27 protein-coding genes and 2 tRNA genes are annotated in these 25,464 nt (G+C 63.9%); 20 read left to right on the top strand and 9 right to left on the bottom strand.

Going from position 1 to position 25,464, the window contains the following annotated elements; genetic code table 11:
- The first annotated feature begins 6 nt into the window (after positions 1-6).
- The 9 genes from CXR03_RS11565 to CXR03_RS11525 all read left to right on the top strand — a co-directional run bounded on the left by CXR03_RS11565 (position 7) and on the right by CXR03_RS11525 (position 6,524).
- Positions 7-246 (top strand): hypothetical protein, encoded by a 240-nt coding sequence (locus tag CXR03_RS11565; RefSeq protein ID WP_104103889.1) that lies wholly within the window; start codon positions 7-9, stop codon positions 244-246.
- A gap of 7 nt (positions 247-253) precedes the next feature.
- Positions 254-934: a nicotinate-nucleotide adenylyltransferase gene (gene nadD, locus CXR03_RS11560; protein WP_258073605.1), complete on the top strand. Its 681-nt coding sequence runs from the start codon at positions 254-256 to the stop codon at positions 932-934.
- Between the two features lie 24 nt (positions 935-958).
- A complete protein-coding gene (locus CXR03_RS11555) occupies positions 959-2,137 on the top strand; it encodes a hypothetical protein (protein ID WP_104103887.1) in 1,179 nt (392 codons plus the stop codon).
- 19 nt (positions 2,138-2,156) lie between these two features.
- Positions 2,157-2,564 carry a ribosome silencing factor gene (gene rsfS / locus CXR03_RS11550; protein ID WP_104103886.1) on the top strand — a complete coding sequence of 136 codons (408 nt, stop codon included), beginning with the start codon at positions 2,157-2,159 and terminating at the stop codon, positions 2,562-2,564.
- A 9-nt stretch (positions 2,565-2,573) separates the two neighbouring features.
- Positions 2,574-3,257 carry a histidine phosphatase family protein gene (locus CXR03_RS11545; protein WP_104103885.1) on the top strand — a complete coding sequence of 228 codons (684 nt, stop codon included), beginning with the start codon at positions 2,574-2,576 and terminating at the stop codon, positions 3,255-3,257.
- Positions 3,258-3,407: 150 nt separating this feature from the next.
- A tRNA-Ala gene (locus CXR03_RS11540) sits at positions 3,408-3,483 on the top strand.
- A 73-nt stretch (positions 3,484-3,556) separates the two neighbouring features.
- Positions 3,557-3,632: transfer RNA gene (locus CXR03_RS11535), tRNA-Ala, on the top strand.
- Positions 3,633-3,773: 141 nt separating this feature from the next.
- The gene (gene nhaA / locus CXR03_RS11530; protein WP_258073604.1) at positions 3,774-5,546 is read left to right on the top strand and encodes a Na+/H+ antiporter NhaA; all 1,773 of its coding nucleotides are present in this window, start codon (positions 3,774-3,776) and stop codon (positions 5,544-5,546) included.
- Positions 5,547-5,576: 30 nt separating this feature from the next.
- Entirely contained in the window at positions 5,577-6,524 is a 948-nt protein-coding gene (locus tag CXR03_RS11525; RefSeq protein WP_104103883.1) for an NUDIX domain-containing protein, read from the top strand.
- Here CXR03_RS11525 and CXR03_RS11520 read toward each other — a convergent pair.
- Positions 6,472-7,209, bottom strand: coding sequence for a lysoplasmalogenase (locus tag CXR03_RS11520; RefSeq protein ID WP_258073603.1), 738 nt, complete (start codon positions 7,207-7,209; stop codon positions 6,472-6,474). The genes CXR03_RS11525 and CXR03_RS11520 overlap by 53 nt on opposite strands.
- 197 nt (positions 7,210-7,406) lie before the next feature.
- Here CXR03_RS11520 and CXR03_RS11515 point away from each other — a divergent pair, with 197 nt between their 5' ends.
- A complete protein-coding gene (locus tag CXR03_RS11515; RefSeq protein ID WP_104053929.1) occupies positions 7,407-8,489 on the top strand; it encodes an acyl-CoA desaturase in 1,083 nt (360 codons plus the stop codon).
- Positions 8,490-8,722: 233 nt separating this feature from the next.
- Positions 8,723-9,742 carry an App1 family protein gene (locus CXR03_RS11510; RefSeq protein ID WP_237686944.1) on the top strand — a complete coding sequence of 340 codons (1,020 nt, stop codon included), beginning with the start codon at positions 8,723-8,725 and terminating at the stop codon, positions 9,740-9,742.
- A gap of 82 nt (positions 9,743-9,824) precedes the next feature.
- On the opposite strand, the gene CXR03_RS11505 is transcribed toward CXR03_RS11510, so the two are convergent.
- Positions 9,825-10,940: an aromatic acid exporter family protein gene (locus CXR03_RS11505; RefSeq protein ID WP_146070490.1), complete on the bottom strand. Its 1,116-nt coding sequence runs from the start codon at positions 10,938-10,940 to the stop codon at positions 9,825-9,827.
- A 78-nt stretch (positions 10,941-11,018) separates the two neighbouring features.
- Positions 11,019-11,951, bottom strand: a complete 933-nt coding sequence (locus CXR03_RS11500; RefSeq protein ID WP_104103880.1) for a LysR family transcriptional regulator — start codon at positions 11,949-11,951, stop codon at positions 11,019-11,021.
- 356 nt (positions 11,952-12,307) lie between these two features.
- Between CXR03_RS11500 and nrdH the strand changes: the two genes are divergently transcribed.
- The 7 genes from nrdH to CXR03_RS11465 all read left to right on the top strand — a co-directional run bounded on the left by nrdH (position 12,308) and on the right by CXR03_RS11465 (position 18,374).
- Entirely contained in the window at positions 12,308-12,553 is a 246-nt protein-coding gene (nrdH, locus tag CXR03_RS11495; RefSeq protein WP_104053933.1) for a glutaredoxin-like protein NrdH, read from the top strand.
- Positions 12,554-12,683: 130 nt separating this feature from the next.
- Entirely contained in the window at positions 12,684-13,124 is a 441-nt protein-coding gene (nrdI, locus tag CXR03_RS11490; protein WP_258060082.1) for a class Ib ribonucleoside-diphosphate reductase assembly flavoprotein NrdI, read from the top strand.
- Positions 13,121-15,259: a class 1b ribonucleoside-diphosphate reductase subunit alpha gene (gene nrdE / locus CXR03_RS11485; protein WP_104103878.1), complete on the top strand. Its 2,139-nt coding sequence runs from the start codon at positions 13,121-13,123 to the stop codon at positions 15,257-15,259. Before nrdI ends, nrdE begins: the two co-directional genes overlap by 4 nt.
- Before the next feature lie 16 nt (positions 15,260-15,275).
- Positions 15,276-16,070 carry an NUMOD3 domain-containing DNA-binding protein gene (locus tag CXR03_RS11480; RefSeq protein ID WP_104103877.1) on the top strand — a complete coding sequence of 265 codons (795 nt, stop codon included), beginning with the start codon at positions 15,276-15,278 and terminating at the stop codon, positions 16,068-16,070.
- On the top strand, positions 16,067-17,041 hold the full coding sequence (gene nrdF / locus CXR03_RS11475) for a class 1b ribonucleoside-diphosphate reductase subunit beta (protein ID WP_104103876.1): 975 nt from the start codon (positions 16,067-16,069) through the stop codon (positions 17,039-17,041). Before CXR03_RS11480 ends, nrdF begins: the two co-directional genes overlap by 4 nt.
- Before the next feature lie 107 nt (positions 17,042-17,148).
- On the top strand, positions 17,149-17,826 hold the full coding sequence (locus tag CXR03_RS11470) for a DivIVA domain-containing protein (RefSeq protein ID WP_104103875.1): 678 nt from the start codon (positions 17,149-17,151) through the stop codon (positions 17,824-17,826).
- Positions 17,823-18,374 (top strand): DinB family protein, encoded by a 552-nt coding sequence (locus CXR03_RS11465; protein WP_104103874.1) that lies wholly within the window; start codon positions 17,823-17,825, stop codon positions 18,372-18,374. Before CXR03_RS11470 ends, CXR03_RS11465 begins: the two co-directional genes overlap by 4 nt.
- Before the next feature lie 9 nt (positions 18,375-18,383).
- Here CXR03_RS11465 and CXR03_RS11460 read toward each other — a convergent pair whose 3' ends face one another.
- Genes CXR03_RS11460 through CXR03_RS11450 form a run of 3 tightly spaced genes read right to left on the bottom strand, consistent with a single transcriptional unit; the run spans position 18,384 to position 19,933 of the window.
- Positions 18,384-18,950 carry an MOSC domain-containing protein gene (locus CXR03_RS11460; RefSeq protein WP_104103873.1) on the bottom strand — a complete coding sequence of 189 codons (567 nt, stop codon included), beginning with the start codon at positions 18,948-18,950 and terminating at the stop codon, positions 18,384-18,386.
- Positions 18,951-19,002: 52 nt separating this feature from the next.
- Entirely contained in the window at positions 19,003-19,551 is a 549-nt protein-coding gene (locus tag CXR03_RS11455; RefSeq protein WP_104103872.1) for a DUF1697 domain-containing protein, read from the bottom strand.
- A gap of 1 nt (position 19,552) precedes the next feature.
- Positions 19,553-19,933, bottom strand: a complete 381-nt coding sequence (locus CXR03_RS11450; protein WP_104103871.1) for a serine/threonine protein phosphatase — start codon at positions 19,931-19,933, stop codon at positions 19,553-19,555.
- Between the two features lie 131 nt (positions 19,934-20,064).
- Here CXR03_RS11450 and CXR03_RS11445 point away from each other — a divergent pair, with 131 nt between their 5' ends.
- Positions 20,065-20,730, top strand: coding sequence for a D-alanyl-D-alanine carboxypeptidase family protein (locus tag CXR03_RS11445; protein WP_219816227.1), 666 nt, complete (start codon positions 20,065-20,067; stop codon positions 20,728-20,730).
- Positions 20,731-20,958: 228 nt separating this feature from the next.
- Here the strand turns inward: CXR03_RS11445 and CXR03_RS11440 are convergent, their stop codons facing one another.
- Together CXR03_RS11440 and CXR03_RS11435 are read right to left on the bottom strand one after the other, a co-directional pair.
- Entirely contained in the window at positions 20,959-22,440 is a 1,482-nt protein-coding gene (locus tag CXR03_RS11440; protein ID WP_104103869.1) for an amidohydrolase, read from the bottom strand.
- 60 nt (positions 22,441-22,500) lie between these two features.
- Entirely contained in the window at positions 22,501-23,136 is a 636-nt protein-coding gene (locus CXR03_RS11435; RefSeq protein ID WP_104103868.1) for an FMN-binding negative transcriptional regulator, read from the bottom strand.
- Between the two features lie 97 nt (positions 23,137-23,233).
- Between CXR03_RS11435 and CXR03_RS11430 the strand changes: the two genes are divergently transcribed.
- Positions 23,234-24,616, top strand: a complete 1,383-nt coding sequence (locus tag CXR03_RS11430; protein WP_104103867.1) for a CoA transferase — start codon at positions 23,234-23,236, stop codon at positions 24,614-24,616.
- A 9-nt stretch (positions 24,617-24,625) separates the two neighbouring features.
- Here the strand turns inward: CXR03_RS11430 and CXR03_RS11425 are convergent, their stop codons facing one another.
- Entirely contained in the window at positions 24,626-25,459 is an 834-nt protein-coding gene (locus CXR03_RS11425) for an SDR family oxidoreductase (protein WP_104103866.1), read from the bottom strand.
- Positions 25,460-25,464 lie beyond the last annotated feature (5 nt).

The following is a 25,464-nucleotide window of genomic DNA, read 5'->3' as shown; positions in this document are numbered from 1 at the left end:
AGATTCATGCTGACCCAGCTTTCCAGCGCCGTACTTGCTGCCAGCGAGACGGCCGAACACCACGTCTCCATTCCGATGGACCCGATCATGTACGGCGTCATTATTATGGGCGCCTTCCTGGTGCTGATGTTCGCAACCATCTCTTTCCAGAGCGTGGGACAGCGTCACGACGCAACCCCCGAGCATGTTGATCCCCAGCGTCAGTTCCCGAACAAGCACGACCACGGCCAGGGTATCGAGGGCTGATTCCCCAGTGGGATCACAGGAAACGTATCTGCCGACGGCACAGCCGGAGCAGGAACACGCAGGCCGGCGGGTCCGGCTGGGCGTTATGGGCGGGACGTTTGATCCCATCCACCATGGTCACCTTGTGGCGGCCAGCGAAGTGGCCTCCGTTTTTGGTCTGGACGAAGTTGTCTTTGTGCCCACCGGGGAACCGTGGCACAAGTCGGCACGGGAAGTCAGTCCGCCGGAGCACCGGTACCTGATGACCGTCATTGCAACGGCATCCAATCCCCGCTTTACGGTCAGCCGCGTGGACATTGACCGTCCCGGACCGACCTATACCATCGACACGCTGCGGGACCTGCGGGAGTCGCGCCCTGATGCGGAACTGTTCTTCATCACCGGTGCGGATGCCATGGCACAGATCCTCTCCTGGAAAGACATCCAGGAGCTGTGGTCCCTGGCCCACTTCGTGGGTGTGACCCGTCCGGGACATGTGCTGGAAAACATGGGCCGGGATGATGTCAGCCTGCTTGAGGTGCCGGCCATGGCCATCTCCTCGACCGATTGCCGGGAGCGGGTGGCCGACGGAGAACCCGTCTGGTACCTGGTGCCGGACGGAGTGGTGCAGTACATCGCCAAGCACGGGCTCTATGCCGCTGAAAGCCAGCATGCCAAAGAGCCTGCAACCTCAGAGCCAGTAGCTTAATCAAAGAAACCGGATGGGTAGGAAATGACTAACGGTCCAGAGTCCGCAGACGCACCGCGGCGCAGCCGCCGCGCGGCTGACGTACCGGTGGACGCCCCTGTAGGGCCCCGCGAAAGGGAGTCCCAGCAGCGGGCCAGGGACCGTGAGGCCCTGCGTGCGTACAAAGCCCTGGCCGACAAACAGCCGCGCCCGGATGAATCGGCGAATCCGCCGACCCGCCGCCAGCTGAGGTTGATGCAGCAGCAGCGGGCCGGAGCCGACCCCGCCCCCAAACCGGTTCCCTCCAAGCCTTCCGGCGACGCCGACGCCGCCGCTGTTGTGGACGCACCGCCCGCAGCGCTGCCTCCGGTCCGGGAAGGCGGACGCCGTGACCGGCGCCGCCGCGCCCAGCAGGATACTCCGCCGCAAGGCACACCGGCGCAGGATTCGGCATCGGAAGGGAAACCTGCCGCAGCCGCTTCGGGCGGCGGCAGCGGTCCCAAGAGTGCCGATCCCAATGCGGATATTGCCGGCATGACGGTGGAACAGGCGCTGGTGGCGCGGGAAGCGCTGCAGGCGCAGGCCCGGAACCAAGTGGCAGCCATGGAGGCCATTCAGGAGAAGGATCCCACCGCCGTCGATCTTGAGCTGCTGGCCCAGCAGAAGGCGCTGGCGGAGCGCGCGGCGGTACTGAACCGGCGCACGCAGAACATGCAGCGCATCTCGCAGGAGAACGAGCAGCGCAAGCCGTCCGCTAATGATCCCTCCACTGCCCACAACCTGGCGATGGTCACCCCGCTGGAATTCGTCAAGGTTCCGGGCGTGGACCGGCCGGTCATGCGGCGCCCGCCCACCTCGCACGTGCCTGTTGTCACTTCCACCACGCCGAAGCAGGCCGGCAAGACGGTCCCCGCACCGCCTCAGGGCTCTCCCCGCGGCGGAGACAAACGCTTTGAGGTTCGCCGGACTCCGGCTTCCGCCGATGTACGGCATTCGCGCATTCTGGCCCGGGCTGATGCCCTGGTCAACGCGCCACTTGATCCTGCTGACGGCGCCAAGCCAGTCGGTGCACGAAGCGCTTTCGGGCTTGACCCGTTGGACGTAAAGACGGCCGGACTCGGCCGCACCCGGCGACTGCGTTTTGTATCGCTGGGAGTTGGTGGTCTGGGCATTCTTGCCCTGATCATTTCAGTAGCAATGATCGTCGGCGGCTTTGGCAGCTGACGTTATACAAGGAGACACTTTGAGCGCCACCGAATCATCCATCGACATCGCACGGGTGGCAGCCCAGGCAGCCTCCGAAAAGCTGGCTAACGACATCGTTGCCATCGACGTCAGCGAACGCCTGGCCATCACGGACGTGTTCCTGATTGCCTCTGCCTCCAATGAGCGCCAGGTTAACGCCATCGTGGACGGCATCGAAGAGGAGCTGGCCAAGAAGAACCTGAAGCCGGTGCGCCGCGAGGGGCGCAGCGAAGGCCGCTGGGTCCTGCTGGACTATGCCAACGTTGTGGTGCACGTCCAGCATGAGGAAGACCGTGTCTTCTACGCGCTGGAACGCCTGTGGAAAGACTGCCCGGCCGTTGACCTGCAGATCGAAAACGAGACTGCTCCGGCTGCTTCCGCACCGGCCGTGCCGGATGCCGAATAACACCCGGCTGTGACTTCTTCCGCGGCCTGGGATCCGGCCCGTACCGGTAGGCGAGTTGTCTTTTGGCGGCACGGCCGGACGGAATGGAACCGTGCGGGCAGGTTCCAGGGCCAGCAGGACATCGCCTTGGATCCTTCCGGCGCCCATCAGGCCGTGGAAGCAGCCGCTGTGCTGGCGCACCTGCATCCCGATGCCGTTATTTCCTCAGACCTGCGCCGTGCACTGGTAACCGCGCAGGCTCTGGGGACGGTCACCGGCAAACCTGTGGACACAGACCCCCGGCTGCGGGAAACCTTCGCAGGAGCATGGGAGGGCATGCTCTTCGCGGACATTTCCGCCAAGTTTCCCGAGGAACAGGCCGGCTGGTCTGCCGGCAGCGGTGACGTGCGGGCCGGCGGCGGCGAAAGCCGGGTCGATGTGGGGCGGCGGGTAGCCGAAGCCGTCACTGAGGCCGCCGATGCCCTGGCACCGGGCGGAACCCTGGTGGCGGTCAGCCACGGAGGTGCCATTCGCGCCGGCATCTGCGCGTTGCTGGGCCTGCCCACGAACTCATGGACGGTCATCAGCGGAGTATCCAACTGCCACTGGTCGGTGCTGGAGGAACGCGATGCCTCCGGGGGCGGCGTGCGCTGGAATCTGGCCCAGCACAATGTGGGACTCGACTCCCTCCCCAGCGGCCCGCTGGAAGGCTAGTCCGCCGGACGGACAGGTCCGCAGCAGGACACAAATTTCACCGGTGTAGTTCGATTTTGCACTCCGTTATTTCTGTACTAAAGTAGAGGAGTTGCTTCGGCCCGGGGGATACAAATTCCAGGGATTCGGGCATAGTTGAAATAGATTATTGGGGCTGTGGCGCAGCTGGTAGCGCACCTGCATGGCATGCAGGGGGTCAGGGGTTCGAATCCCCTCAGCTCCACCAAACTCTTCGGGAAATCGAAGGATTTGCGGTGGAAACCCGGTAGAGAAGAAGTCACCGGATAAGCACTTGTTTTGGGGCTGTGGCGCAGCTGGTAGCGCACCTGCATGGCATGCAGGGGGTCAGGGGTTCGAATCCCCTCAGCTCCACCAAAACTTTAATAAAAGATGTCCCGCCTAACAGCGGGACATTTTTTTGTTGACGGACTGTCCGCCCGCACCGCCTCCGTGGCAGGATGCAGGGATGGGTGATCTGCCCGGATGCTGCCCCCGCGCTCTGGCAGCCGCGTGATCATGGAGAAGATTTCGGCCGCGCTGCTCCTTGCCTTCACCTTTCTTGCGCTGCTGTGGGCCAACCTGCCTTTCGGGGCAACCTACGCGCAGTTCTGGGGCACCGCCGTCGACCTCCGCATAGGCGGCTCTGCGGTGGAAATGACCTTTCACGACCTTGTGAATGACGGACTGATGGCTCTCTTCTTTTTTACCGTGGGGCTGGAGGTCAAGCGGGAGTTCACCATCGGTGAGCTCACCGAACCGGGGCGGGCGGTGGTCCCCGTGGCGGGTGCCCTGGCCGGGCTGGTGGTTCCGGCCGGCATCTTTTTGCTCCTGAACCCCACCGGCGAGAACGCCGCAGTGTGGGGCGCAGTGATCTCCACGGACACGGCCTTTTTGGTGGGAGCCCTGGCGGTGGCAGGACCAAAGTCCTCCGGCCGGCTGCGGGTATTTCTTCTCACCTTGGCGGTGGTGGACGACATCGGAGCGCTGGCGGCAATTGCCGTTTTTTACACGACGGACCTGGACCCGGTTCCGCTGCTCATCTCGGTGGCCCTGCTGGCTCTGGTGGGGCTGGTCCGGTTCCTGCCCGCTGGACGCGGCCCTGCTTACGCAGTGCTTAGCCTGGCGACATGGGCCGCGCTGTATGCCTCCGGAGTGCACCCTACGCTCGCGGGGGTGGCCATTGCACTGCTCATTCCGGTTTTCCCTCCGCGCCGCGGGCAGGTGGAGCGGACCGCGGAACTAGCCCGGGCCTTCCGGCAGTCGCCAAGCCCGGAATACGCAGCGGCCACGGCGCGCAGCCTGAAAGAATCCATTTCCATCAATGAACGTCTCCAGCGTTCCTACGGGCCATATGTGTCCTTCCTGATACTGCCGCTGTTCGCCCTCGCCAATGCCGGTGTTCGGCTGGACGGTGAAACTTTGGCGGCCGCAGCGACTTCCCGTCTGACGTGGGGCATCATTGCCGCGCTGGTGGTCGGCAAGACGGTGGGCATCACCGGAGCCGCCGCCATGATGCGCGCCTCAGGCCTTGGCCGGCTGGCACCCGGGCTGACGCTTGCCCGGGTGGGCGGAGGAGCAGCACTGTGCGGAATTGGTTTCACCATCTCCCTGTTCATTGTGGAACTTGCGGTGGAAGATCCCGCCCTGCAGGCGCAGGCCCGGGTGGGAATCCTCGCTGCGTCCGGCACCGCCTTCGTCCTGGGCTGGGCCTGGTTTCGCATTCTGGACCGGGTGCAGCCTCCGTCGTCTACCGGACGCATCCTGGCTCGGCCGTTTGATCCGGAGCGGGACCATTTCCGCGGGGATCCTTCTGCCCCGCTGCAGCTTATTGAATACGGCGATTTTGAGTGTCCGTTTTGTTCGCGGGCCACCGGTTCCATTGATGAAGTCCGGGAGCACTTTGGACCGCGGCTGGTCTATGTGTGGCGGCACCTGCCATTGAGCCGTGTGCACCCGCATGCGGAGGAGGCCGCGCGCGCCAGTGAGGCCGCGGACCGGCAGGGTGCATTCCGGGAATACTCCCAGCTGCTGTTCCGGCGACAGGAGCATCTGGATTCCGCGGACCTGATTGGTTATGCCGGAGACCTGGGGTTGGACATGGAACAGTTCCGCGACGACCTGCAGTCCGCACCGGTAGCCAATCGGGTCAAGGATGACGCGCTGGACGCTGAGTTCATGGACCTGTCGTCCACCCCCACCTTCTTTATCGGCATGGTGCGGCATGCCGGACACATCGACGCATCAACCCTGATCCGGGAACTGAACGCATCCTCGGAGCGTCAGCAGTGAAGGCACGCTGCGATTCCATAGGGTGGCCGCATGATCATTGAACCCTCTGCCGCCAATGAGCCGCACCGCCCCGCAGCGACGCCAGGACGTGCCACGGGCACGCGGAACGCCGGTGATGCCTGGGTGGCTGGGCCCGACGGTCAGCGCTACTGGGGGAAATATGGTGCTGCCGGGCTTCTCGCCGTGGATCCGGAGCGGGGAATCCTGCTTCAGCACCGTGCTTCCTGGAGCCATTACGGGGATACCTGGGCCCTGCCCGGCGGTGCCCGGCATGAGGGCGAGTCCGCAGCGGCGGCGGCGTTGCGGGAAGCCGCAGAAGAAGCCGGTGTGCCGGCCGCGTCCATCCGGGTCCGCATGATGAGCGTGCTGGACCAGGGCGTGTGGACGTACGCGACCCTCATCGGTGACGTGACGGTACCGTTCGAGCCCGTGATCAGCGACGCCGAGAGCCATGCGCTGGCCTGGGTCCCCCCGGATGAGGTTCAGGCTCTTCCGCTGCACCCCGCTTTTGCCCGGTCCTGGCGGTGGCTGCGGCCGTTGCTGGACATCCGCCCGGTGGTGGTTGTCGACGCCGCGAACGTTGTTGGGGTGGTCCCGGACGGTTGGTGGAAAGACCGCGCCGGGGCGGCAGCACGCCTGCTCCATGCAGTTTCTGCCCTGGCTGCACGGGGGCTTCCCGGAGAGCCCCTGGGGCTTCCGGACGCTGTCTGGTTCCCTGAATACGTGGTGGTTGTAGAGGGACAAGCGCGAAAGGTCGCCGGCGCGGAAGATCCGGACCCGCTGGTCAGGCTGGCCAGGGCGGATGGGTCCGGGGATGACGCGGTGGTGGCTGAGGTGGAGCAGTTGCTGGCAGGCGGTCGCAGCGTCACGGCGGTCACCAGCGACCGCGGGCTTGCTGACCGCTGCCGATCGGCCGGGGCGCGGGTTATTGGGGCCGGTCGGCTGCGGATGTACTTCGCAGCAGGCCGGCAACAATGAGGCCCTGTCCCGCACAGTAGGTCAGCATGACCAGAGCGCTGGTCCAGATTGGCATCACCTCGGGCATGAAGATACGCAGCGCCAGAATCGTGTCGGAAGACAGAAACAGCACGCCGCCGACTGAAACCATCGGACTGCACCGTGCGGCCGTGGCCGCTGTGCCGGCAAGCACGATCCCGTAAGCCGCCACGGCCAACGTCAGGTTGCCCAGAGCCGGCCACAGCACCAGCAGCATGAGTACCCACCACAACGCAAACACGAGCGCCCACCGGGGGAACGGCCGATGTGCCACGAATCGGGCCATGAGCCAGATGTAACAGACGTGCGCAATGCCAAAGGAACCGAGCATCACCGGCAGCTCCGGGGCGAACGGGAAGAAGGTACCGGCGCCGTCGCCAAGCCAGGAGAAGAAAAGCGCCGCCAACAGGAGAGCTGAGGGCAGAGCGGCGCTGGACACGCGGCCGGATCGGCGGAGGCCGGCACGGCCGGCACCGCGGACTGCCCACACGGCGGCGACGGCGAGCAGCGGCATCAGCGTCAGCTTGGTCGGTTCCGCGATATCGGCTGCACCGGCGAGGCGGGCACCGACATGGATGACGGAGAATGCCGCAAACGGTGCGAAGCCCCACCACCACCGGGGCCGGGGTGGGGCACTGGTTCCACTATGTGCGGGGGCGTTGGTCAAGGAGATTCCTTCGATCGGCTGAGGCCCATCGTACGGCGTGACGCACGCGTAGATCCGCCGGATTGCGCAAAGGAAGAACTATCTGTGCGCCCGATCACAAGGTTCTCGGCCGGATTCGGGTTAGGGTGGGAGATATCTATAGAGCAGAACTTGCTCGTATACCGACGGCTGGGAAGCCGAAAGACCCAGAGGGCCGCATGAGCACAACTGCACAACCAGCCAAACGAGCAGCATCGAAGACTCGCACCAATTCCGTCGTCAGCGCCTATTCAGGTTTGCTGAAGGCCGTCCGTGATGAAGGCCTGCTAAAGCGGCGCCGTTCCTTTTACATCACGACGTTTGTTTTTCTCTGCGCCGGGCTAGTGGCCGCAGGCACGGGTTTCTTCCTCATCGGTGAAAGCTGGTTCCAGCTGCTGATTGCTGCAGCGCTGGGCGTGCTGTTTACTCAATTGGCATTTATTGCCCATGAGGCAGCCCATCGGCAGGTGTTTGAGTCCGGTCCCGCGAATGACCGTGCTGGCCGCTTTGTTGCCAACGCCGTCGTCGGGATCAGTTACCAGTGGTGGATGAACAAGCACAGCCGGCACCACGCCAACCCCAACACGGTGGGCAAGGATCCGGACATCGACATGGACACCATTTCCTTCCTTCCGGAGCAGGCTGCGCGCCAAAAGGGCTTCATGGCCTGGTTTGCCCGCCGCCAGGGCTGGCTGTTCTTCCCGCTGCTGATGCTCGAGGGAATCAACCTGCATGCCACGTCCATCAAGCACCTGTTTGCCAACAAGCAGATTAAGGGCCGCTTCACGGAATTGACCATGGTTTTCCTGCGCCTTGGTCTCTACGTCGGTGCAGTGTTCTTCTTCCTGCCGGTGGGCATGGCCTTTGCCTTCCTCGGTGTCCAGCTGGCGGTGTTCGGCGTCTACATGGGTGCCTCCTTCGCTCCCAACCACAAGGGCATGCCGATCCTCCCCAAGGACTCCAAGGTGGACTTCCTCTCCCGCCAGGTCCTCACGTCCCGCAACATCAAGGGCAAGGGCATGAACACGCTGATGGGCGGGCTCAACTACCAGATTGAGCACCACCTGTTCCCGAACATGCCCCGCCCGCACCTGGCGCGCGCCTCGGAGATCGTCAAGGCATACTGCGCCGAGCACAAGATTCCGTACACCGAAACGTCCCTGACGCAGTCCTACGGGATTGTTGTGCGGTACCTGAACACGGTGGGCCTCTCGGCGAGGGATCCCTTTGACTGCCCCATGACTTCACAGTTCCGGCGCTGATCCGCAGCCGGCAGAAACCGGCAGTGCTGTCTTCGGACGGTGCTGCCGGTTTTCTTTTTGTCTGTTCCCGCCCCGATCAGCCGCACGGCCGGGTGCTTCGGCGGGCGACAGCAGCCGGCGGCCGTGTCTGACAGACTGGAGCCATGTCGTCTACACCCTCAGACCCGTCAGCCAGCCCCTCCGCGTCCGCCGGTGCTGCTCCCTCCGTCAAAGAGCAGGCCAGCCACATTGGCATGCGTCTGGAAGATGCCCTTCACAGTTACCGCGAAGGCCGGGCCCGCAAACGCGGTGAAATCCAAACCGTCCTGCCGTTCACCGGTTATGGAACCACCGAGTGGGTCCGTGTCCTGGGGCGGGTCATCCTCGCCAAGCCGGGTTATGCCTCGCCCGATGAGAATTCGGCCGGTGCCAAAGCTATCCGCGACGGCATCCGCGGCTGGCGCAACTTCATGAGCCCGCCCATCAACAAGGCATCGGTCACGGTGGAAATCGGCGATGAGTGCTATCCCGTGACCGCTGACCGCGGGGGTGTCATCGACGTCGTAATCCCCGTGCAGCTGACGCCGGGCTGGACCACGGTGACGCTGCGGTCGGAAGACTCCGAAGCCGCCGCCGCGCCCGTGTACATTGTGGATCCGTCCGCCCGGGTGGGAGTGGTCTCCGATATTGACGACACCGTCATGGTGACCGCCCTGCCGCGGCCGTTCCTGGCGGCATGGAACACTTTCGTGCTGGATGAGCATGCGCGCACGCCCACTCCGGGAATGGCCGTGATGATGGACCGGCTGTCCCGGGAAAATCCCGGCAGCCCGGTGCTGTACCTGTCCACCGGCGCGTGGAATGTGGCAGCGACGCTGACCCGATTCATCACCCGCAACCTCTATCCGGCCGGTCCGTTGCTGCTGACCGACTGGGGTCCCACCCGGGACCGCTGGTTCCGCAGCGGACCGGAGCATAAGAAGACACAGCTGGAGCGGTTGGCGAAGGAGTTCCCGCAGATCAAATGGCTGCTGATCGGGGATAACGGCCAACACGACGAAGCGATCTATGCTGAATTCGCCAAACGGCATCCGGAGAATGTCCGGGCCATCGCCATCCGCCAGCTTTCAGCCGGGGAAGCCGTCCTGGCCGGCGGCCGCTCGCCGTCGCGGTCGGGCGAGCGGCCGGCCGAGATTCCCTGGATCTACGCTCCGGACGGTGCCGGCATGACCCGGCAGCTGGCGGAGCTGGGCTTGCTGCCCGAGGCCGGTTAGCGGCTGGTGGGAACCGGCAGCGGCGCCGTCTTTATCCGGTCGCTGCCGGAGACCGTCAAGGCCCAGGTTGCCACTCCCGCGGCTAGGGCTGGTCTTCTTCGGTTCTAATCGTGCGCAGAACCCGGCGCATACTCATCGCCAGGGATGCTGTGACGTCCACGGGACTGTCCGGGGACGCCGCGGTGTTCATATCGGTCTGGAGCTTGAGCACCGCATCCCGTGCTGCTGAGTATTCCTCGCTGTCCGCGTCCCAGTTTTCCACGGCCTCTCCGCAGGCCAGCATGGCCTCGGAGAGCTGTTCGGAGAGCTGTTCGGGCACCGGCATGTCCTTCGGACTGGTCCAGATCGCGGTGGCAAGGACTTCGGTCATGTCCTCCACGTACAGGGTGACGCGCTCCATGGCACGCAGTGCCCGGTAATCAGCATCCAGGTCGTGGTTGTGGCGGCGGCTGCGCAGGTTGCCGTGGCGGCTGGTGTCCGCCAGCTGGACGGACTCCCGCACCTCCCGGCTGAAGGAGATAAGTTCTGTGCGCCTGTTGGACCAGTCCTCATGTTTCGGCGGCCAGGACTCGGAGATGGCCTGACCCATGTCCTTGAGCTGGCGCGCCAGCGACAGGCGCAGCGAGGCAAGACCGTCCACGGCGCCGCTGAGATGCAGCGGAGGGAAGACGACGGCGTTGATGGTCAGGCCCACCACGACCCCCACCAGCATCTGCACGGTGTAGCCAAGAGAGTAGCCGTCCGGATCGTCAATCCCAACCACCAGCACAAACAGGGCAGCCATGGGCAGGTAGTCCCGGCCCGCACCCAGCTTGGGGATACCTGCGAGCAGGACTCCGAAGCCGACAACCAGGGCGATGGTCCAAGTGGTGGGGCTGCCCAAGAGTAGGCCCGCCAGAGCCAGCCCAATGCCCGCAACGAGGCCTGCCAGCGTTTGAAGGCCGGCTTTCACCGAACCTGAGATGGTGGGGTACATGCTGACCAGGGCGCCCAAGGGAGCGTAGTACGGGTACTGCGCGGCGACACCGGGCACGAAGGGCGCAACGGTCCAGGCGATTGCCACTGCCATGGCAGCTTTGATGGCCAGCTGGACACGGGTGTACCGCAGTATGCCGGCGAAACGCGTCGGGAGGGCAGTGAGCGAGGTTCCCCGCAGCAACTGGCCGGTTCGGCGAAAGAGGTTTCCGGTAGAGGGCATCAGCTCAGTATGGACCGAGCCCCGCCCGCGAGCCGATTTCAGCAACGCAGATCACACAGGCGCCGGTGCCGGTTCGGTTCAGAGTCCCGCCGTCGTTCGCGGTGCGATGCTCCGGGTCCTCAGTACTTCGGCCAGCTGATGCAGGAACAGGCGGACCTGCGGATTTTCCCGTTCATTGATGAGCAGTGCGAAGATGCTGCGGGCAAGACGGATTTCGGGCACATCCAGAACCACCACGTCGTCGTGCCGGTTGAGCATGGCCAGCTCCGGGACCAGTGCCGCTCCGAGTCCTGCGGCGGCCATCTCCAGGCTTGCGTTGAAGTCATCGCAGTACGCAGCCACGCGGGGATGCAGATTGCAGCTGGCGAAAAGCCGTTCAATGACCAGGGCATCGGGCGTCCCCGGGTGGTGCATGATCCATGGCATGTCCGAGAGCTGCTCGGCGGAGACCTGTGATCCCTCCCGGATGCCCCAGGACCGGGGGAGGACCACCCGGAAGTCATCGTCGCCGAGCCACTGGCGGCTCATCGTGGAGGGCCAGGCCAACCCGCCCTGCCCCACCTGGTAGATGAGCGCGACGTCGAGCTCGCCTCCGGTGCGCAGTCCCTGGATGGTCTGGCCCGGTTCAGCGACGTGGATTTTGAGGTTGATGCCCAAATCCTGCCAGCCGGGGGAACGGATCAGGCGGGGCAGGGCAAAGGTGGCGAGGCTGGGAAAGATGCCCAGGCGCAGCTCGTGGCTGGTTCCGGCCTCAGCCCGGGCCGAGGCTGCCATTAGCGCTTCCATATCGGTGAGAACCTTGGCTGCGTGGCGGGCCATGACGACGGCGGCTTCCGTGGGCACTGCCGTTCGGGCCGAACGCTCGAACAGGCGGGTGCCGGTGGCGCGCTCCAGTGCTGACATCTGCTGGGAAACGGCGGAAGCGGTGTATCCGAGCCGGAGGGCGGCGGCGGCAAAGGACCCCACCCGGATGACTTCCAGGAGGGTCTTGAGGTGGATCGGGTTTACCACTGGTGCCGCCTTTCAGGGCCAGGGCGCGGTTACGGGGGATGCCGCCGTCGACCACTTTATCCGCGCCGGACGCGACACGCCGTCGTACCGCGACACGCGATGAAATTGTGGCCTTCGCTACGCCGCCTAAGCTGTGCGTTCGCTCTGCACAGGCTGTGGAGAACCCTCGGCCCTCCGGCGGGAATTCACGGAATTTTCCTGCCAGCCCTGTGCATTAGCTGTGGACGACGGGCCGGGGGAATGACATACTTGTAATACATCATCTTGGGGTTCCCGCTGGAGCTGCGCACTAGATGTAGTGTCTGGATGTAGTATCAATGGACAGACTTCAAGGCTTCACATAGGGGAGACCAACCATGACCGTTACGGTTTACACCAAACCTTCCTGCGTTCAGTGCAACGCTACCTACCGGGCGCTGGACAAGAAGGGCATCACGTACCAGATCGTGGATATGTCCCAGGATGCCGAGGCCCTGGAACGGGTTCGCGCACTGGGCTACATGCAGGCTCCCGTCGTCGTTACCGAGCAGGATTCCTGGTCAGGTTTCCGGCCGGACAAGATCGACGCGCTGGCTCAGGCATCGGTAACCTCGGTCGCCTAAAACGGCTTCCGCAGCACCCGCACCACACCGCAATACCCGCACCGTCAGGAGCGCAGGAACCATGTCACTGGGGATAGCAGACCGCACCGGGCTTGGCCCGGAAGCGGGATCCGCAGCAGATGAGCATCCGATGACCGATGCGCCCCTGATTTTCTTTTCATCGGCATCCGGTTACACCGGGCGCTTCGTCGAAAAACTGGACACGCAGGCGGGAAGAATCCCGCTGCACACCTCCGAACCCACCCTGCTGGCCCAGCGGCCTTTTGTCCTGCTGCTGCCCACCTACGGGGGCACCGCGGCGCAGCCCGGTGCAGCAGCACGCGGCGCCGTTCCCAAACAGGTCATCAAGTTCCTTAACAACGAACGCAACCGCTCCCTGATTCGGGGAGTCATCGGCGCCGGAAACACAAACTTCGGGGAATCCTATTGCCTGGCGGCGGACATCGTCTCCGTGAAGTGCAGGGTCCCCGTTCTCTATAGATTTGAACTCATGGGCACGTCCGACGACGTCGCCAAAGTTAACGAAGGATTGGAAGAGTTTTGGACGCATCAGTCGCAGAAGCCGGCATGACGGACTCCGAGGAGCTCCCCGCGGCCTATAAGGACCTCGGTTACCACGAGCTCAACGCCATGTTGAACCTGTACGGCAAGAACGGCGAGATCCAGTTCGACGCCGACCGCGCTGCTGCGCGCCAGTACTTCCTTGAGCACGTGAACAACAACACCGTGTTCTTCCATGACCTGGAAGAGAAGCTGGAATACCTGGTCAAGAACGAGTACTACGAGAAGGAAACTCTCGACCAGTACTCCATGAACTTCATCAAGGACCTGTACCAGCGCGCCTACAAGAAGAAGTTCCGCTTCGAAACCTTCCTCGGTGCCTTCAAGTTCTACACCTCGTACACGCTGAAGACCTTTGACGGCAAGCGTTACCTGGAGCGCTACGAAGACCGTGTGTGCATGGTTGCCCTGCACCTGGCCCGCGGCGACGAGAAGCTTGCCACCCAGATGGTGGACGAAATCATCGGCGGCCGCTTCCAGCCGGCCACCCCCACCTTCCTGAACGCCGGCAAGGCCCAGCGCGGCGAGCTCGTTTCCTGCTTCCTGCTGCGCATCGAAGACAACATGGAGTCGATCGGCCGTTCCATCAACTCCGCCCTGCAGCTGTCCAAGCGCGGCGGCGGCGTGGCCTTCGCCCTGACGAACATCCGCGAAGTCGGCGCGCCGATCAAGCAGATCGAGAACCAGTCCTCCGGCGTCATCCCCGTGATGAAGCTCCTCGAGGACAGCTTCTCCTACGCCAACCAGCTCGGCGCCCGCCAGGGTGCCGGTGCCGTGTACCTGCACGCCCACCACCCGGACATCAACCGGTTCCTGGACACCAAGCGGGAAAACGCCGACGAGAAGATCCGCATCAAGACCCTCTCCCTCGGCGTCGTCGTTCCCGACATCACCTTTGAGCTGGCCAAGCGCGACGAGGACATGTACCTGTTCTCCCCGTACGACGTCGAAAAGGTCTACGGCGTGCCGTTCTCCGACATCTCGGTCACCGAGAAGTACTACGAGATGGTGGACGACGCCCGGATCAAGAAGACCAAGATCAAGGCCCGCGAGTTCTTCCAGACCCTGGCGGAAATCCAGTTCGAGTCCGGCTACCCGTACATCATGTTCGAAGACACGGTGAACCGGGAAAACCCGATCGACGGCAAGATCATCATGTCCAACCTGTGCTCCGAGATCCTCCAGGTTTCCGAGCCCACCACGTACAACGATGACCTGTCCTACGCCGAGACCGGCAAGGACATCTCCTGCAACCTCGGTTCGCTGAACATCGCCAAGACGATGGATTCCCCGGACTTCGGGCAGACCATCGAGACGTCCATCCGCGCCCTGACCGCCGTGTCGGACATGAGCCACATCGGTTCCGTGCCGTCCATCGCCAAGGGCAACGACGCCTCGCACGCCATCGGCCTGGGCCAGATGAACCTGCACGGCTACCTGGCACGGGAGCGGGTGTACTACGGCTCCGAAGAAGGCATCGACTTCACGAACATCTACTTCTACTCCGTGGTCTACCACGCGGTGCGGGCCTCGAACCTGCTCTCGATCGAGACCGGCCGCAAGTTTGCCGGCTTCGAGCGCTCCAAGTACGCCACCGGAGAGTTCTTCGACAAGTACGTGAACCAGGAGTGGGTCCCGAAGACGGAGCGCGTGCGCGAACTGTTCCAGGGCATCCACATTCCCACCCAGGAAGACTGGGCTGCGCTGCGGGCTTCGGTCATGGAGCACGGCATCTACAACCAGAACCTGCAGGCTGTGCCGCCCACGGGTTCCATCTCCTACATCAACAACTCGACCTCCTCCATCCACCCGGTGGCCGCGAAGATCGAGATCCGCAAGGAAGGCAAGCTGGGGCGCGTTTACTACCCGGCTCCGTACCTGACGAACGACAACCTGGAGTACTACCAGGATGCGTACGAAATCGGCTACGAGAAGATCATCGACACCTACGCCGCTGCCACACAGCACGTGGACCAGGGCCTGTCCCTGACGCTGTTCTTCAAGGACACCGCCACCACGCGTGACATCAACAAGGCGCAGATCTACGCATGGCGCAAGGGCATCAAGACCATTTACTACATCCGCCTGCGCCAGCTCGCGCTTGAGGGCACTGAGGTGGAAAATTGCGTCTCCTGCATGCTGTAGGCGTTAGGTAGCCGGCATGGAAACGACGACGACGGCACCGGTGGGGTTTGTTTATGGCATCCGGCTCCGCGGAGAGCGGGAATACCGCTATGTGGGAATGACCACCAAGACCGTCGCTCGTCGTTTCGCTCAGCATCTGAAGTGTGCTCGGGACGGCCGCAAGACCCCCTTCTATGACTGGCTTCGCAAGCAGGACCAACAGGGGGTTCGGGCAGATGAACTGCAGGAAGTATGGGACCTGACCGACCTTGGCCAGTCAGAAATCGATTGGATTGCCTACTTGAAAAGGGATGGGCACCGCCTTCTGAATCTTTCGGAGGGCGGTCTTGGCCCCACAGGAGTCCTATGGACGGCCGAGCAGCGTGAAGCTGCTCGGCTTAGGTCCACAGGACGAAAAGGGCTCAGCCGCTTCGGCGAAGCAAACCCGTTCTATGGGCGGTCGCACACTCCGGAGCAACGCCTCAAATGGGCGGAGGAGCGGAAGGGCCAGTACGCTGGTCAGGAGAATCCTAACTTCGGCAAGTTCGGCGCCGAGCATCCCGGATTCGGACATTCCATGACGGCGGTAGCCCGTCAGGAACTGTCGGAAGCTAGGACAGGTGCAGGCAACCCGAACTTTGGTAAGCAGGCCAGCACGGAAACCAGGGCAAAAATGTCTGCGGCTCGATTGGGCCGTCCCATGCCCTCAAGTCACCGCAGCGCCCACACCAGACATCACACCAATAAAGGTATTGAGAAGGCCGACTGCAGGTATTGCGTCGAGAACTCAGCCACACAAAGTCTCTCTTCAGAAAGCGAATCGGAGTCATGACAGAGAAAATCAAGCTGATCGACAGCGTCCAGGCGATCAACTGGAACAAGATCCAGGACGATAAGGACGTGGAAGTCTGGAACCGCCTGGTCAACAACTTTTGGCTGCCGGAAAAGGTGCCGCTGTCCAACGACGTGCAGTCTTGGAACACGCTTACCCCGGAAGAGCAGCAGCTGACCATGCGCGTGTTCACCGGGCTGACCCTGCTGGACACCATGCAGGCCACTGTTGGTGCCGTCTCCCTGATCCCCGATGCGCTCACGCCGCACGAGGAAGCGGTTTACACGAACATTGCGTTCATGGAATCCGTACACGCCAAGAGCTACTCCTCGATCTTCTCCACCCTGTGCTCGACCAAGGAGATCGACGAGGCCTTTCGCTGGTCCACCGAGAACGAGAACCTGCAGAAGAAGGCACACATCGTCACGGATTACTACCGCGGCGATGACCCCCTGAAGCGCAAGGTGGCCTCCACACTGCTGGAGTCCTTCCTCTTCTACTCCGGCTTCTACCTGCCGATGTACTGGTCCTCACGGGCCAAGCTGACAAACACGGCAGACCTGATCCGCCTGATCATTCGTGACGAGGCCGTGCACGGCTACTACATCGGCTACAAGTTCCAGAAGGGCCTGGAAGGCGCCTCCGAAGAGCGCAAGGCCGAGATCAAGGACTACACGTACGAACTGCTCTTCGAGCTGTACGAAAATGAAGTCCAGTACACGCATGACCTGTACGACGGCGTCGGCCTGGCCGAAGACGTCAAGAAGTTCCTGCACTACAACGCCAACAAGGCGCTGATGAACCTGGGCTACGAAGCCATGTTCCCGTCCACCGTGACGGACGTGAACCCGGCCATCCTGTCCGCACTCTCCCCGAACGCGGATGAGAACCACGACTTCTTCTCCGGGTCCGGTTCCTCCTACGTGATCGGCAAGGCCGTGAACACGGAAGACGACGACTGGGACTTCTAGTCTTTATGTAAATGTGCACCATTACAGCAGCATCGGACCCACAGGTCCGGTGCTGCTGTCTTTAACGCCGAGCCGCAAACGGCCAACTTGCGAAGTGCGCACCCCGGATGGAGGAACTACTGGTCTTTTATGCTGGCTTGGGATTCCCAAAACTGCTAGCCTCGGGCTCGGTCACGGGAATGAAGACTTCGATATGCACGGATCCCAACGAGAAATGGACACCCATGTCGGTGGAAAGAATGTCGCTGTTTGCTCAGGGTGACAACGGTGGTGGCGGCAACGTGATTCTTTTCGCGGCACTTATTGCAGTAGTGCTGCTGGTTGTCTTTATCTGGAAGTCTTTCAAGCCGAAGAGGACGCCGGATGGTATGGCAGCGCCTCAGGAGAAGCCCAGACCGAAGTCAAGGATGAAACAGACCATGACTGCTGAGGAAGTTGCCTCCAAGCGGTTCCAGCCGGTGAAACTCGGGGAGGGATACGACGGGCAGGAGGTTAATGCCTTCCTTGACAGAATAGTTCGGGAATTCCAGCGGCTCCAGGAGGAAAATGAACGCCTGCACCTGAAGAAGGCGAACCCCCTGAGCGAACCTGTCACTATTACCGAACCCATTCTCACAGCTAAAGAGGTGGTCTTACACGACTTCCCTCCCAACAAACTCCGCGGAGGTTATTCGCCGGACGAGGTTGACGACTTTCTCGACCAGGTTGTTATTGGGCTCAGGCAGTGGACCTCTGAGAATGAGGAGCTCCGGGCCGAGCTGGCCGGAAACATAAGCTCGGCATGACCGACAACAACTCGGCCGGCCGCATTGAGCCGCCGCTGGCCGGGACCGAAGCGAAAACCCTTGCCGGTTCCCTGGACCGGCAGCGGGCAACTTTCGCCTGGAAAACAGCGGGTCTGGATGCCGAAGCACTGGCCGTGAAACTGGGCTCCTCCGCCATCACACTCGGTGGGCTGCTCAAGCATCTGGCCGGGGTGGAGGATATCTACTTCTCCTGGCGGCTGTGGGGCCGGGACCCTGGTGCTCCGTGGAACACCGTGGACTGGGAGAACGATCAAGACTGGGACTGGCGCACTGCCGCCAACGACAGTCCCGAGGATCTCTACCGCCTGTGGAACGACGCCGCTGTCCGTTCCAGAGCAAGCCTTGCCGAGGCGCTGGACGTCGGAGGGCTTGACCGGATGCTCCCCGCCGTCGGCGGGGAATCGGGGAGCCTTCGCCGCATGCTGATTGATTTGATCGAGGAGTATGCCCGCCATGTGGGGCACGCAGATCTGATCAGAGAGTCGATTGACGGGCTGGTGGGGGAGGACCCGCCGGCCGAAACGTAAAGTCCGGCGCTAGGGCAGCCTGCCAGGGCGGAGCATCGAGGGCACGTGCGCCCGGGCGGGATCCAGCGGAACAGGGCTGATCAGCAGCACCGGACCCCGCTGGAGGATTCCGCTGGTCAGGGGCCGGCAGCGCAGGCCGCCCCGGCCACGCATCGCCTTGTGTGCGCCGGGGGCCAGGACCGCATCCATCCAGGCACAGGGGTGTGCATGCCGGCCTCCGTGGAAGTCAACGCTGCCGGCGGCTGATCTGAGCGTGAAGTCCTGCCCGATAAGAGGTGCGAGTTCAGCGCCGCGGAGCACCACATTGCGGCGGGGGAGCAACGGATCGAACTGATCAGCGCCGAGGTCCGCGGCGATGGCCTCCAGGGACTCGACGGCGAACAGGGTGACGGCAGCATCCATGTGGGCCGCCTTGCCGAAGAACCGGTCACCCACAATTCCCTTCCCCGCTACTACCTCCACCCGCTCGGCATCAGCGGTCGCAACGTCGACTGCACCGTCCCGGGCGCGGCCGAAATAGGCGTGGGCGCCGGAGACGAGCAGGTGGAGGATTTCGACGTCGTACTCGTAGCTCATGTTCTCTACGCTAACGGCTCGCACCTACAGCGGACGCGCCGCGGATCTGCTGCTACTCGGGAGTGAGGCGGTCCCGCAGGTTCATGGTGGTGTTCCAGCTGCGGATGGTCATGGACTTGTATAGCGGCGATGCGATGACCGCGCTCAACCGGCTTTTGGTTAGTTCAGCGCTGAGGCGCTGTGAGTAGATGACGCCGTCGCCCGGCCAGACATGGTCCACACCCTCCCGCGGGCGAAAGGCCGTCATGGCCGTTTCAGCATCGATGCCCATCAGGAAAATGGCGTCGGAGTGGTATATCTCCGGCTGTTCGCCGAACCCCTCAGGCTTGGAGTCGATCACGCTGTGCAGCTGCTCCGGACTGAGCACCAGCACCTTGATGAGGTCATCATCCAAGTCGAAGTTCTCCACCAGAGCCGCTTCGATCTCTCGTCCCACCTGTTCCGGGCAATCGGGTGAGGCAAGCAGGACGTTGCCGCTCGCAATATACGTGGACACCTGCTGGTATCCCATATCCTCCAGATGCTCCCGCAACGGTTTCATCGGGACCTTATTCCTGCCGCCCACATTGATGCCGCGCAGAAGAACCAGATAGGAATTCATTTCACGTCCTCGTTCCTTTCGCCTGGTGCAGCCGGTCCGTCGGCAACAGAATGTCGATGGACGTGGTCATATCGGCGGCCTTGGCGATGGCACCGGAAGCAGTGAAAGCCACGGACACCCCGTCACGCCGGACTTCCCGGATGAGGACCGGCACCCGCCCGCCGTCGAGGTCGAGCCACCAATCCTCCACGAACATCGCCAGGCCAAGGTCATCCAGAAGATTCTCCGCCTCCTCCAGTTCCAAAGCCTCCGCCCGCTGCCTGTGCAACAGGTCAAACGGTATGAAGCCACCAGCGTCTGTCATATGGATGTACCCCACATGCTCGCCGTCACCGGAGCGGCGGTGATCAAAGGTATTGTCCGGCGAGAGTTGCTGCAGCATGCAAGGACACTAACACCGCTGCCTGCCGGGGAACATCGGTCCGAGTCGCTGCCACACACGGCATAGCCGTTATGGAACAGTCTGGAGTGGAGGTGGAGATGCCACGACAGCGCGCAAGGTTATTAAGGACTGTGATCGTCTGCGTCTTTCTCGGCCTGCTGGTTTATCTATTCTGGCCCGGCTCCAAGGAGCTCCCGGCCCAGTCAGCGCAGCCCGCTGCGGCCGCCGTGCTGGACTTCGATTCCCCGGACAGCATGCTGGTTGTGGTTAATAAGAAGCGCCCGGTGCCTGCGGACCACGCTCCGCAGGACCTTGCCGACGCCGGCGGCGTGCCGCTGCGGGCCGAGGCCGCAGCGGCCTACCGGCAAATGGCCGCGGAAGCGGGCGCCGCCGGAGTTCCCATGTCCGCGGTGAGCGGCTTTCGGACCGGAGCAGAGCAGGACCAGCTGTACGTCTCCTACACGGAGAACTTTGGGCCGGAGGCAGCCGACGCCATTTCGGCCCGTCCCGGGTACAGCGAGCATCAGACGGGGCTGGCCATCGACATCGCCAACCCGGACGGAACCTGCGCCCTGGAATCCTGCTTCGCCGAAACCTTGGCGGGTTCGTGGGCGGCCGCCAATGCCCAGCACTACGGCTTCATCATCCGTTATCCGGCAGGAGCCGAGCACATCACCGGGTACGCCCACGAACCGTGGCATCTGCGGTACGTGGGGACGGAACATGCCCGGACAATGCACGACGCCGGCACCACCTTGGAAGAATATCTGGGACTTCCTGCCGCGCCGGGTTACTGACCACGGACAAGGCCCGGCCGCGGCGCGGCTGGCTGTCGCCGTCGCCCTCAACCACCAGGCTAAGTTCCGCCAGGGCGAGGATCTGGCGCGAGACGGTGGAGCGGTCCGGTGCTGCGGAAATGGACCACGCCGATGAACGCGCACGGGTGCGGGAAGAGGAAGGCATCGTAGCTGCCTAGTTCTGGTCCGGACGGCCCTCTCCCGAAACGCCGTCGCGGGTGCTGCCGCTCAGAGGCCGGACCAGGTGAACCTGCCGCCGAGCAGCGTTGCCGAAACCGGCATGGTGCGCAGCTGCTCACCGGGCGTGGTCAGGGGATTCATCTCGGTGACGGCAAGGTCGGCCGCCTCGCCCACCTGCACCCCCGACCGTCCGCGGGTGCTCGCGGCCAGGGCAACCTCCGCCGGCACGCACTGCTCGGGGTGCCACGGCTCGCGGCCGTCCCGGCTCCGGCTGACCGCTGAGGCCAGCGCAAACCAGGGATCAAGGGGAGCCACCGGGGCATCGGAACCCAGCTGCAGGTTTGCCCCGGCACGGTGCAGGGAGGCCAGCGCGAAGGCCCGCTCGGTGCGTCCGGGCCAGAACATGTCGGCCACATCCCGGTCATCCATGGCGTGCTCGGGCTGGACGCTGGCGGCCAGGCCCAGCTCCTCGAAACGGGCAAAGTCCGCCTCCCGCACCAGTTGTGCGTGCTCGATCACTCCGGTCATGCCCAGCTCTTCGAAGGTATCCAGGACCTCCGTGTTGGCCCGGTCGCCGATGGCGTGAATTGCGGCACCGATACCGGCGTCGCGTGCGGCAGCCATGAGCATCCGCAGCTCATGCATCGGGACTGTGTTTTGGCCGCAGGAGTGCTTCCGGCCCGCGGGGAGCCCCGGATACGGGTCCCAGCACCAGGCTGTGCGGGTGTTCAGTGAACCGTCCACGATGACCTTGAGCGGGCCCATGGTGATGAGTCCCCGACCGTCCAGCACGTCGCCGGTTTTCACTCCGAGTTCGATGGCGCCGGCCAGCCGGTCCGGCCACACCGAGACCTCAACCCGCAGCGCATCAACACCGTGACGGACGCGCTCGGGCCAGAGCTGCAGGTTGTCGGCGTTTTCAAAGTCCACAATTCCGACGACGCCGCGGCGGGCTGCCGCTTCAGCGGCCCGCCGGTAGGCCTCGAACGAGATGGCGTCCGGATCCTCTAGTTTCTCCAGTGTCCGGAAGCACTCCGCTTCCCGGACCAGGCCGCCGTCGGCCCCTGTGATGCCCAGAGTGCGGACTGCCGCCGTGTTGACCCAGAGGCAGTGCAGATCGGCGCTGATCAGGACCACCGGCGTCGTGCCTGAGACGGCGTCAAGCCCGGCGCGTGTTGGGCTGTCCGGCCAGAGAGCATCGCGGAAACCGAAGCCCACCAGGGGTTCCCCGGCGGTTCCGGTCGGAATGGCTGCTGCGACCAGCGCGAGGACATCCGCGGCGCTGCCGGTGCCCGTCAGATCCAGCCGCTGCTGCCGAATCACCCACTGGGTGAAATGAACGTGGTTGTCCCACAGGCCGGGGAGAACAAAACGCCCGTCGAGGTCGTAAACCTCATCAGTGTTCCGCCCCGGTGCAGCGTCCTGCACCGGACGAATGGCCGCGATGCGTCCGCTGTGCAGCGCGACGTCGTGCAGTCCCGGGAGCGAAGGAAACGAAGCGTTCCTCAGCAGGATGCTGTGCGGGTCCATGAGTGTCCTTTGTGGATGCAGGGCGTTCATAGGCTGGACGGGCGGGTTCCCGGCAGCGTGTCAGCCAAGGGTTTCGGCGTTGATTTGCCTCATATGCGCGGCCAACGGCGGATTGGCGTAGGGTCCCGGGCGCTCCAGGTGGTCGATGACGCTCCGGATTGTTTCGGGGCTCTTGCCCTGGCTCATCTTGTCTTTGCCCTCCATCCGGGTGACCGGCAACCGGAAACCTACGGTGCCGTGGACAATGCGGTGGGCGTACTCGCTGTTCTCGCTGGTTGCGTGCAGCAGATGCGGCTCGGGCAGCGGCGCTTCGAAGTGTTCCACCAACCGGTCCAGAACTGCCAGATTTTCGGCGTCCGACAGGATTTCCGGCGTGCCCCAGAGATGGGCGACGGCGAAGTTCCAGGTGGGGACGCCGGGACCGCCGTCGTACCAGCCGGGGGAGATGTAGCCGTGGGGGCCCTGGATGATCGCCAGCATTTCGTGCCGCCCCAGCTCGTGTATCTCCTCATCGGGCCGGCCAACATGGCTGAGCAGGACTATCCCCTCGGCGTCCTCGTCCAACAGGACCGGATAGTGGGAGGCGACCAGTCCCCGGCCGTCCACCTGGCTGATGAAAGTGCACCAGGGATTGCTGCGGACCAGGTCCTTGATGGCCTCTGCATCATCAAGTGCATAGCTGGGGTTGTCTCTCATCGGTCCTTCCTTAGCGCGTGCCGCGTTCGGGCCACCCTAACAGGACGCTGAACGCGCCGTGGCTGCGCACCGGAGTCGACACGTGCATACTTCGTTTATGACGGCTCAGACCCCCGTACCGGAACTGTGGCGCAGCCTGGCACCGTTGCTTCCGGACGGTTTCGAAGCGGCTGCCCGGACCGGACCGCGGTGGTGGTGGGCGGGCCCGCTCGACGTCGAAGGCCTCGGGTTAGGGGCGCTGCAGGCGCTCGCAACTGCGGTCTCCGCTTACGCGTCTTCCTCCGGCCGCCGGGACCGGGTTGGTTTTGCTTCCGACGGCGCAGCGGCGTCATTTGCTTCATTTGCCCACCTGCGCGTCAACGGCGATCCGGTCAGGGGATTCGCTCCGCTTTCCGGGTTCCGGCGCAGCGCCGACGGCTGGGTTCGGCTGCACGCCAATTATCCGCACCACGAACGCGCCCTGCTGGCGGCTCTGAATATCAGCAGGCCTGAGGAGGTGGATGCCGAGGTGCGCCGGCGCACCTCGGCGGATGTGGAGGAAGCGGTCACGGAACACGGTGGTCTGGCCGCGGCGGTGCGCACCCCCGAACAGTGGGCGGGCTCAGAGCCCGGACGCGCCGTACGTCAGGAACCCTGGCTCCGGTTGGAGCTCGAAGCCGCCGAGCCGGCATCCCTGCCGAGCGGCCGCGGCGGCATCCTGGCGGGATTGCGCGTTCTGGACCTGACCCGGGTCATTGCCGGCCCGTCGGGCAGCCGGATCCTCGGCTCACTGGGTGCTGACGTGTTGCGCGTGGATCCGCCGGCCTTCCCGGAACTGGAGGACCAGTATGTGGACACCGGGTTCTCCAAACGCAGCACCGTCGCGGACTTTGGCGACCCGGACGCCTACCGGAGGCTGCGCACGCTGCTGGAGAGGGCCGACGTCGTCCTCACCGCCTACCGTTCAAAGGCGCTGTCCCGCTTCGGGCTCGACGCAGCGACGCTGCGGGCTGATCATCCCGGGCTGGCGGTGGTCTCGCTGGACGCCTGGGGGGACCGCGGCGGGTGGGCCGGCCGGCGCGGTTTTGACAGCATTGTGCAGGCTGCCGCGGGTATCTCCCACCTCTACGGGGGCACCGGGGAGGACGGTCAGTGGCGGCCGGGTGCGCTCCCTGTGCAGGTTTTGGACTACGCCACCGGGCTGGGGATGTCTGCTGCCGCCGTCGCCCTGGTGGCTGCCCGTGCACGTGGACTGAGCGGATCCGCTCATTTGTCGTTGGCGCGGACGGCTCTGGAACTGATGGGGTTCCCCGGTCCTCCGGCCGGCACCGAGCCCGTGGTGCTCGAGCCTGTGCTGCGCAGCTGCCGGAGTGACTACGGTGACCTGATCTACGTGCCCCCTCCGCTGCTGATCAACGGAGCACAGCTTGAGTACCGTTGGCCACCGCCGCGTTACGGCAGCGCCGCATTGTTTTGGAATGGATCGGACCGAGTGGATTGAGGGCTGGCGCTAGCCCGCCACGCGTGCGCGCTGCGCGGTGTCGACGGCGGCTACCACACCGCCGTCGACCAGCAGGTCCATGCCGGTGATGAAACTGGCATCGTGTCCCAGCAGAAATGCCGCCGCGTTGGCGATGTCTGCCGGTGTGCCCACGCGCTTGGTGCCCGAGCCTTCGATCATGGCCCGCATCTGTGCACCCGATTCACCTGCGAGTTCCTGCTGGCCCATGGGAGTGGAAATGACGCCGGGGCTGATGCTGTTAACTCGTGCCCCGCGGGCGCCCCAGGCAAGGCTGGCCGCCTGCACCCGCACCTGGTTGGCGCGTTTGGCGATGCCGTAGGCGTATCCGGGGTTGTCGATGCCGGCGAGGAACGGGACCAGAAGCAGATCATCCGTCGGCACTGCGGCAAGGCTGGCCAGAACGTCAGCAGGAATCTGGCCGCCCACCATGTACGCGGACATGCTGGAGATGAAGACGCCGGAGCCTCCCGGGGCAATGACCTTCTGGAATTCGTCCAGGACCACCGCGGTACCAAACAGGTCCACCTTCCAGATGGCCTCCACCGGCGCTTGGACGGGAGAAAGCCCCGCGGTATGCACGACGCCGGTGACCGTTCCCAGTTCCGCGGCCGTTGCCGCCAGTGCCGCCACGGAATCGCGGGAGGAAACGTCCACCCGCTGGGAAACGACGTCGTACCCGTCCCCCAGCGCGGTGGAAACGACAGTCTCCAAGAGGGATTCGTCAAAATCGGCCAGCAGGACCTTGCGGCCGGCGCCCGAACGGCGCAGGACGGCCTGTCCCATGCCACCCATTCCAACAATTACCAGTACGTCCGTTGCCATGATGC

The sequence above is a fragment of the Arthrobacter sp. 08Y14 genome (assembly GCF_002929455.1).
GTDB lineage: Bacteria > Actinomycetota > Actinomycetes > Actinomycetales > Micrococcaceae > Arthrobacter_B > Arthrobacter_B sunyaminii.
This window is presented reverse-complemented; position numbering and strand designations above follow the sequence as displayed.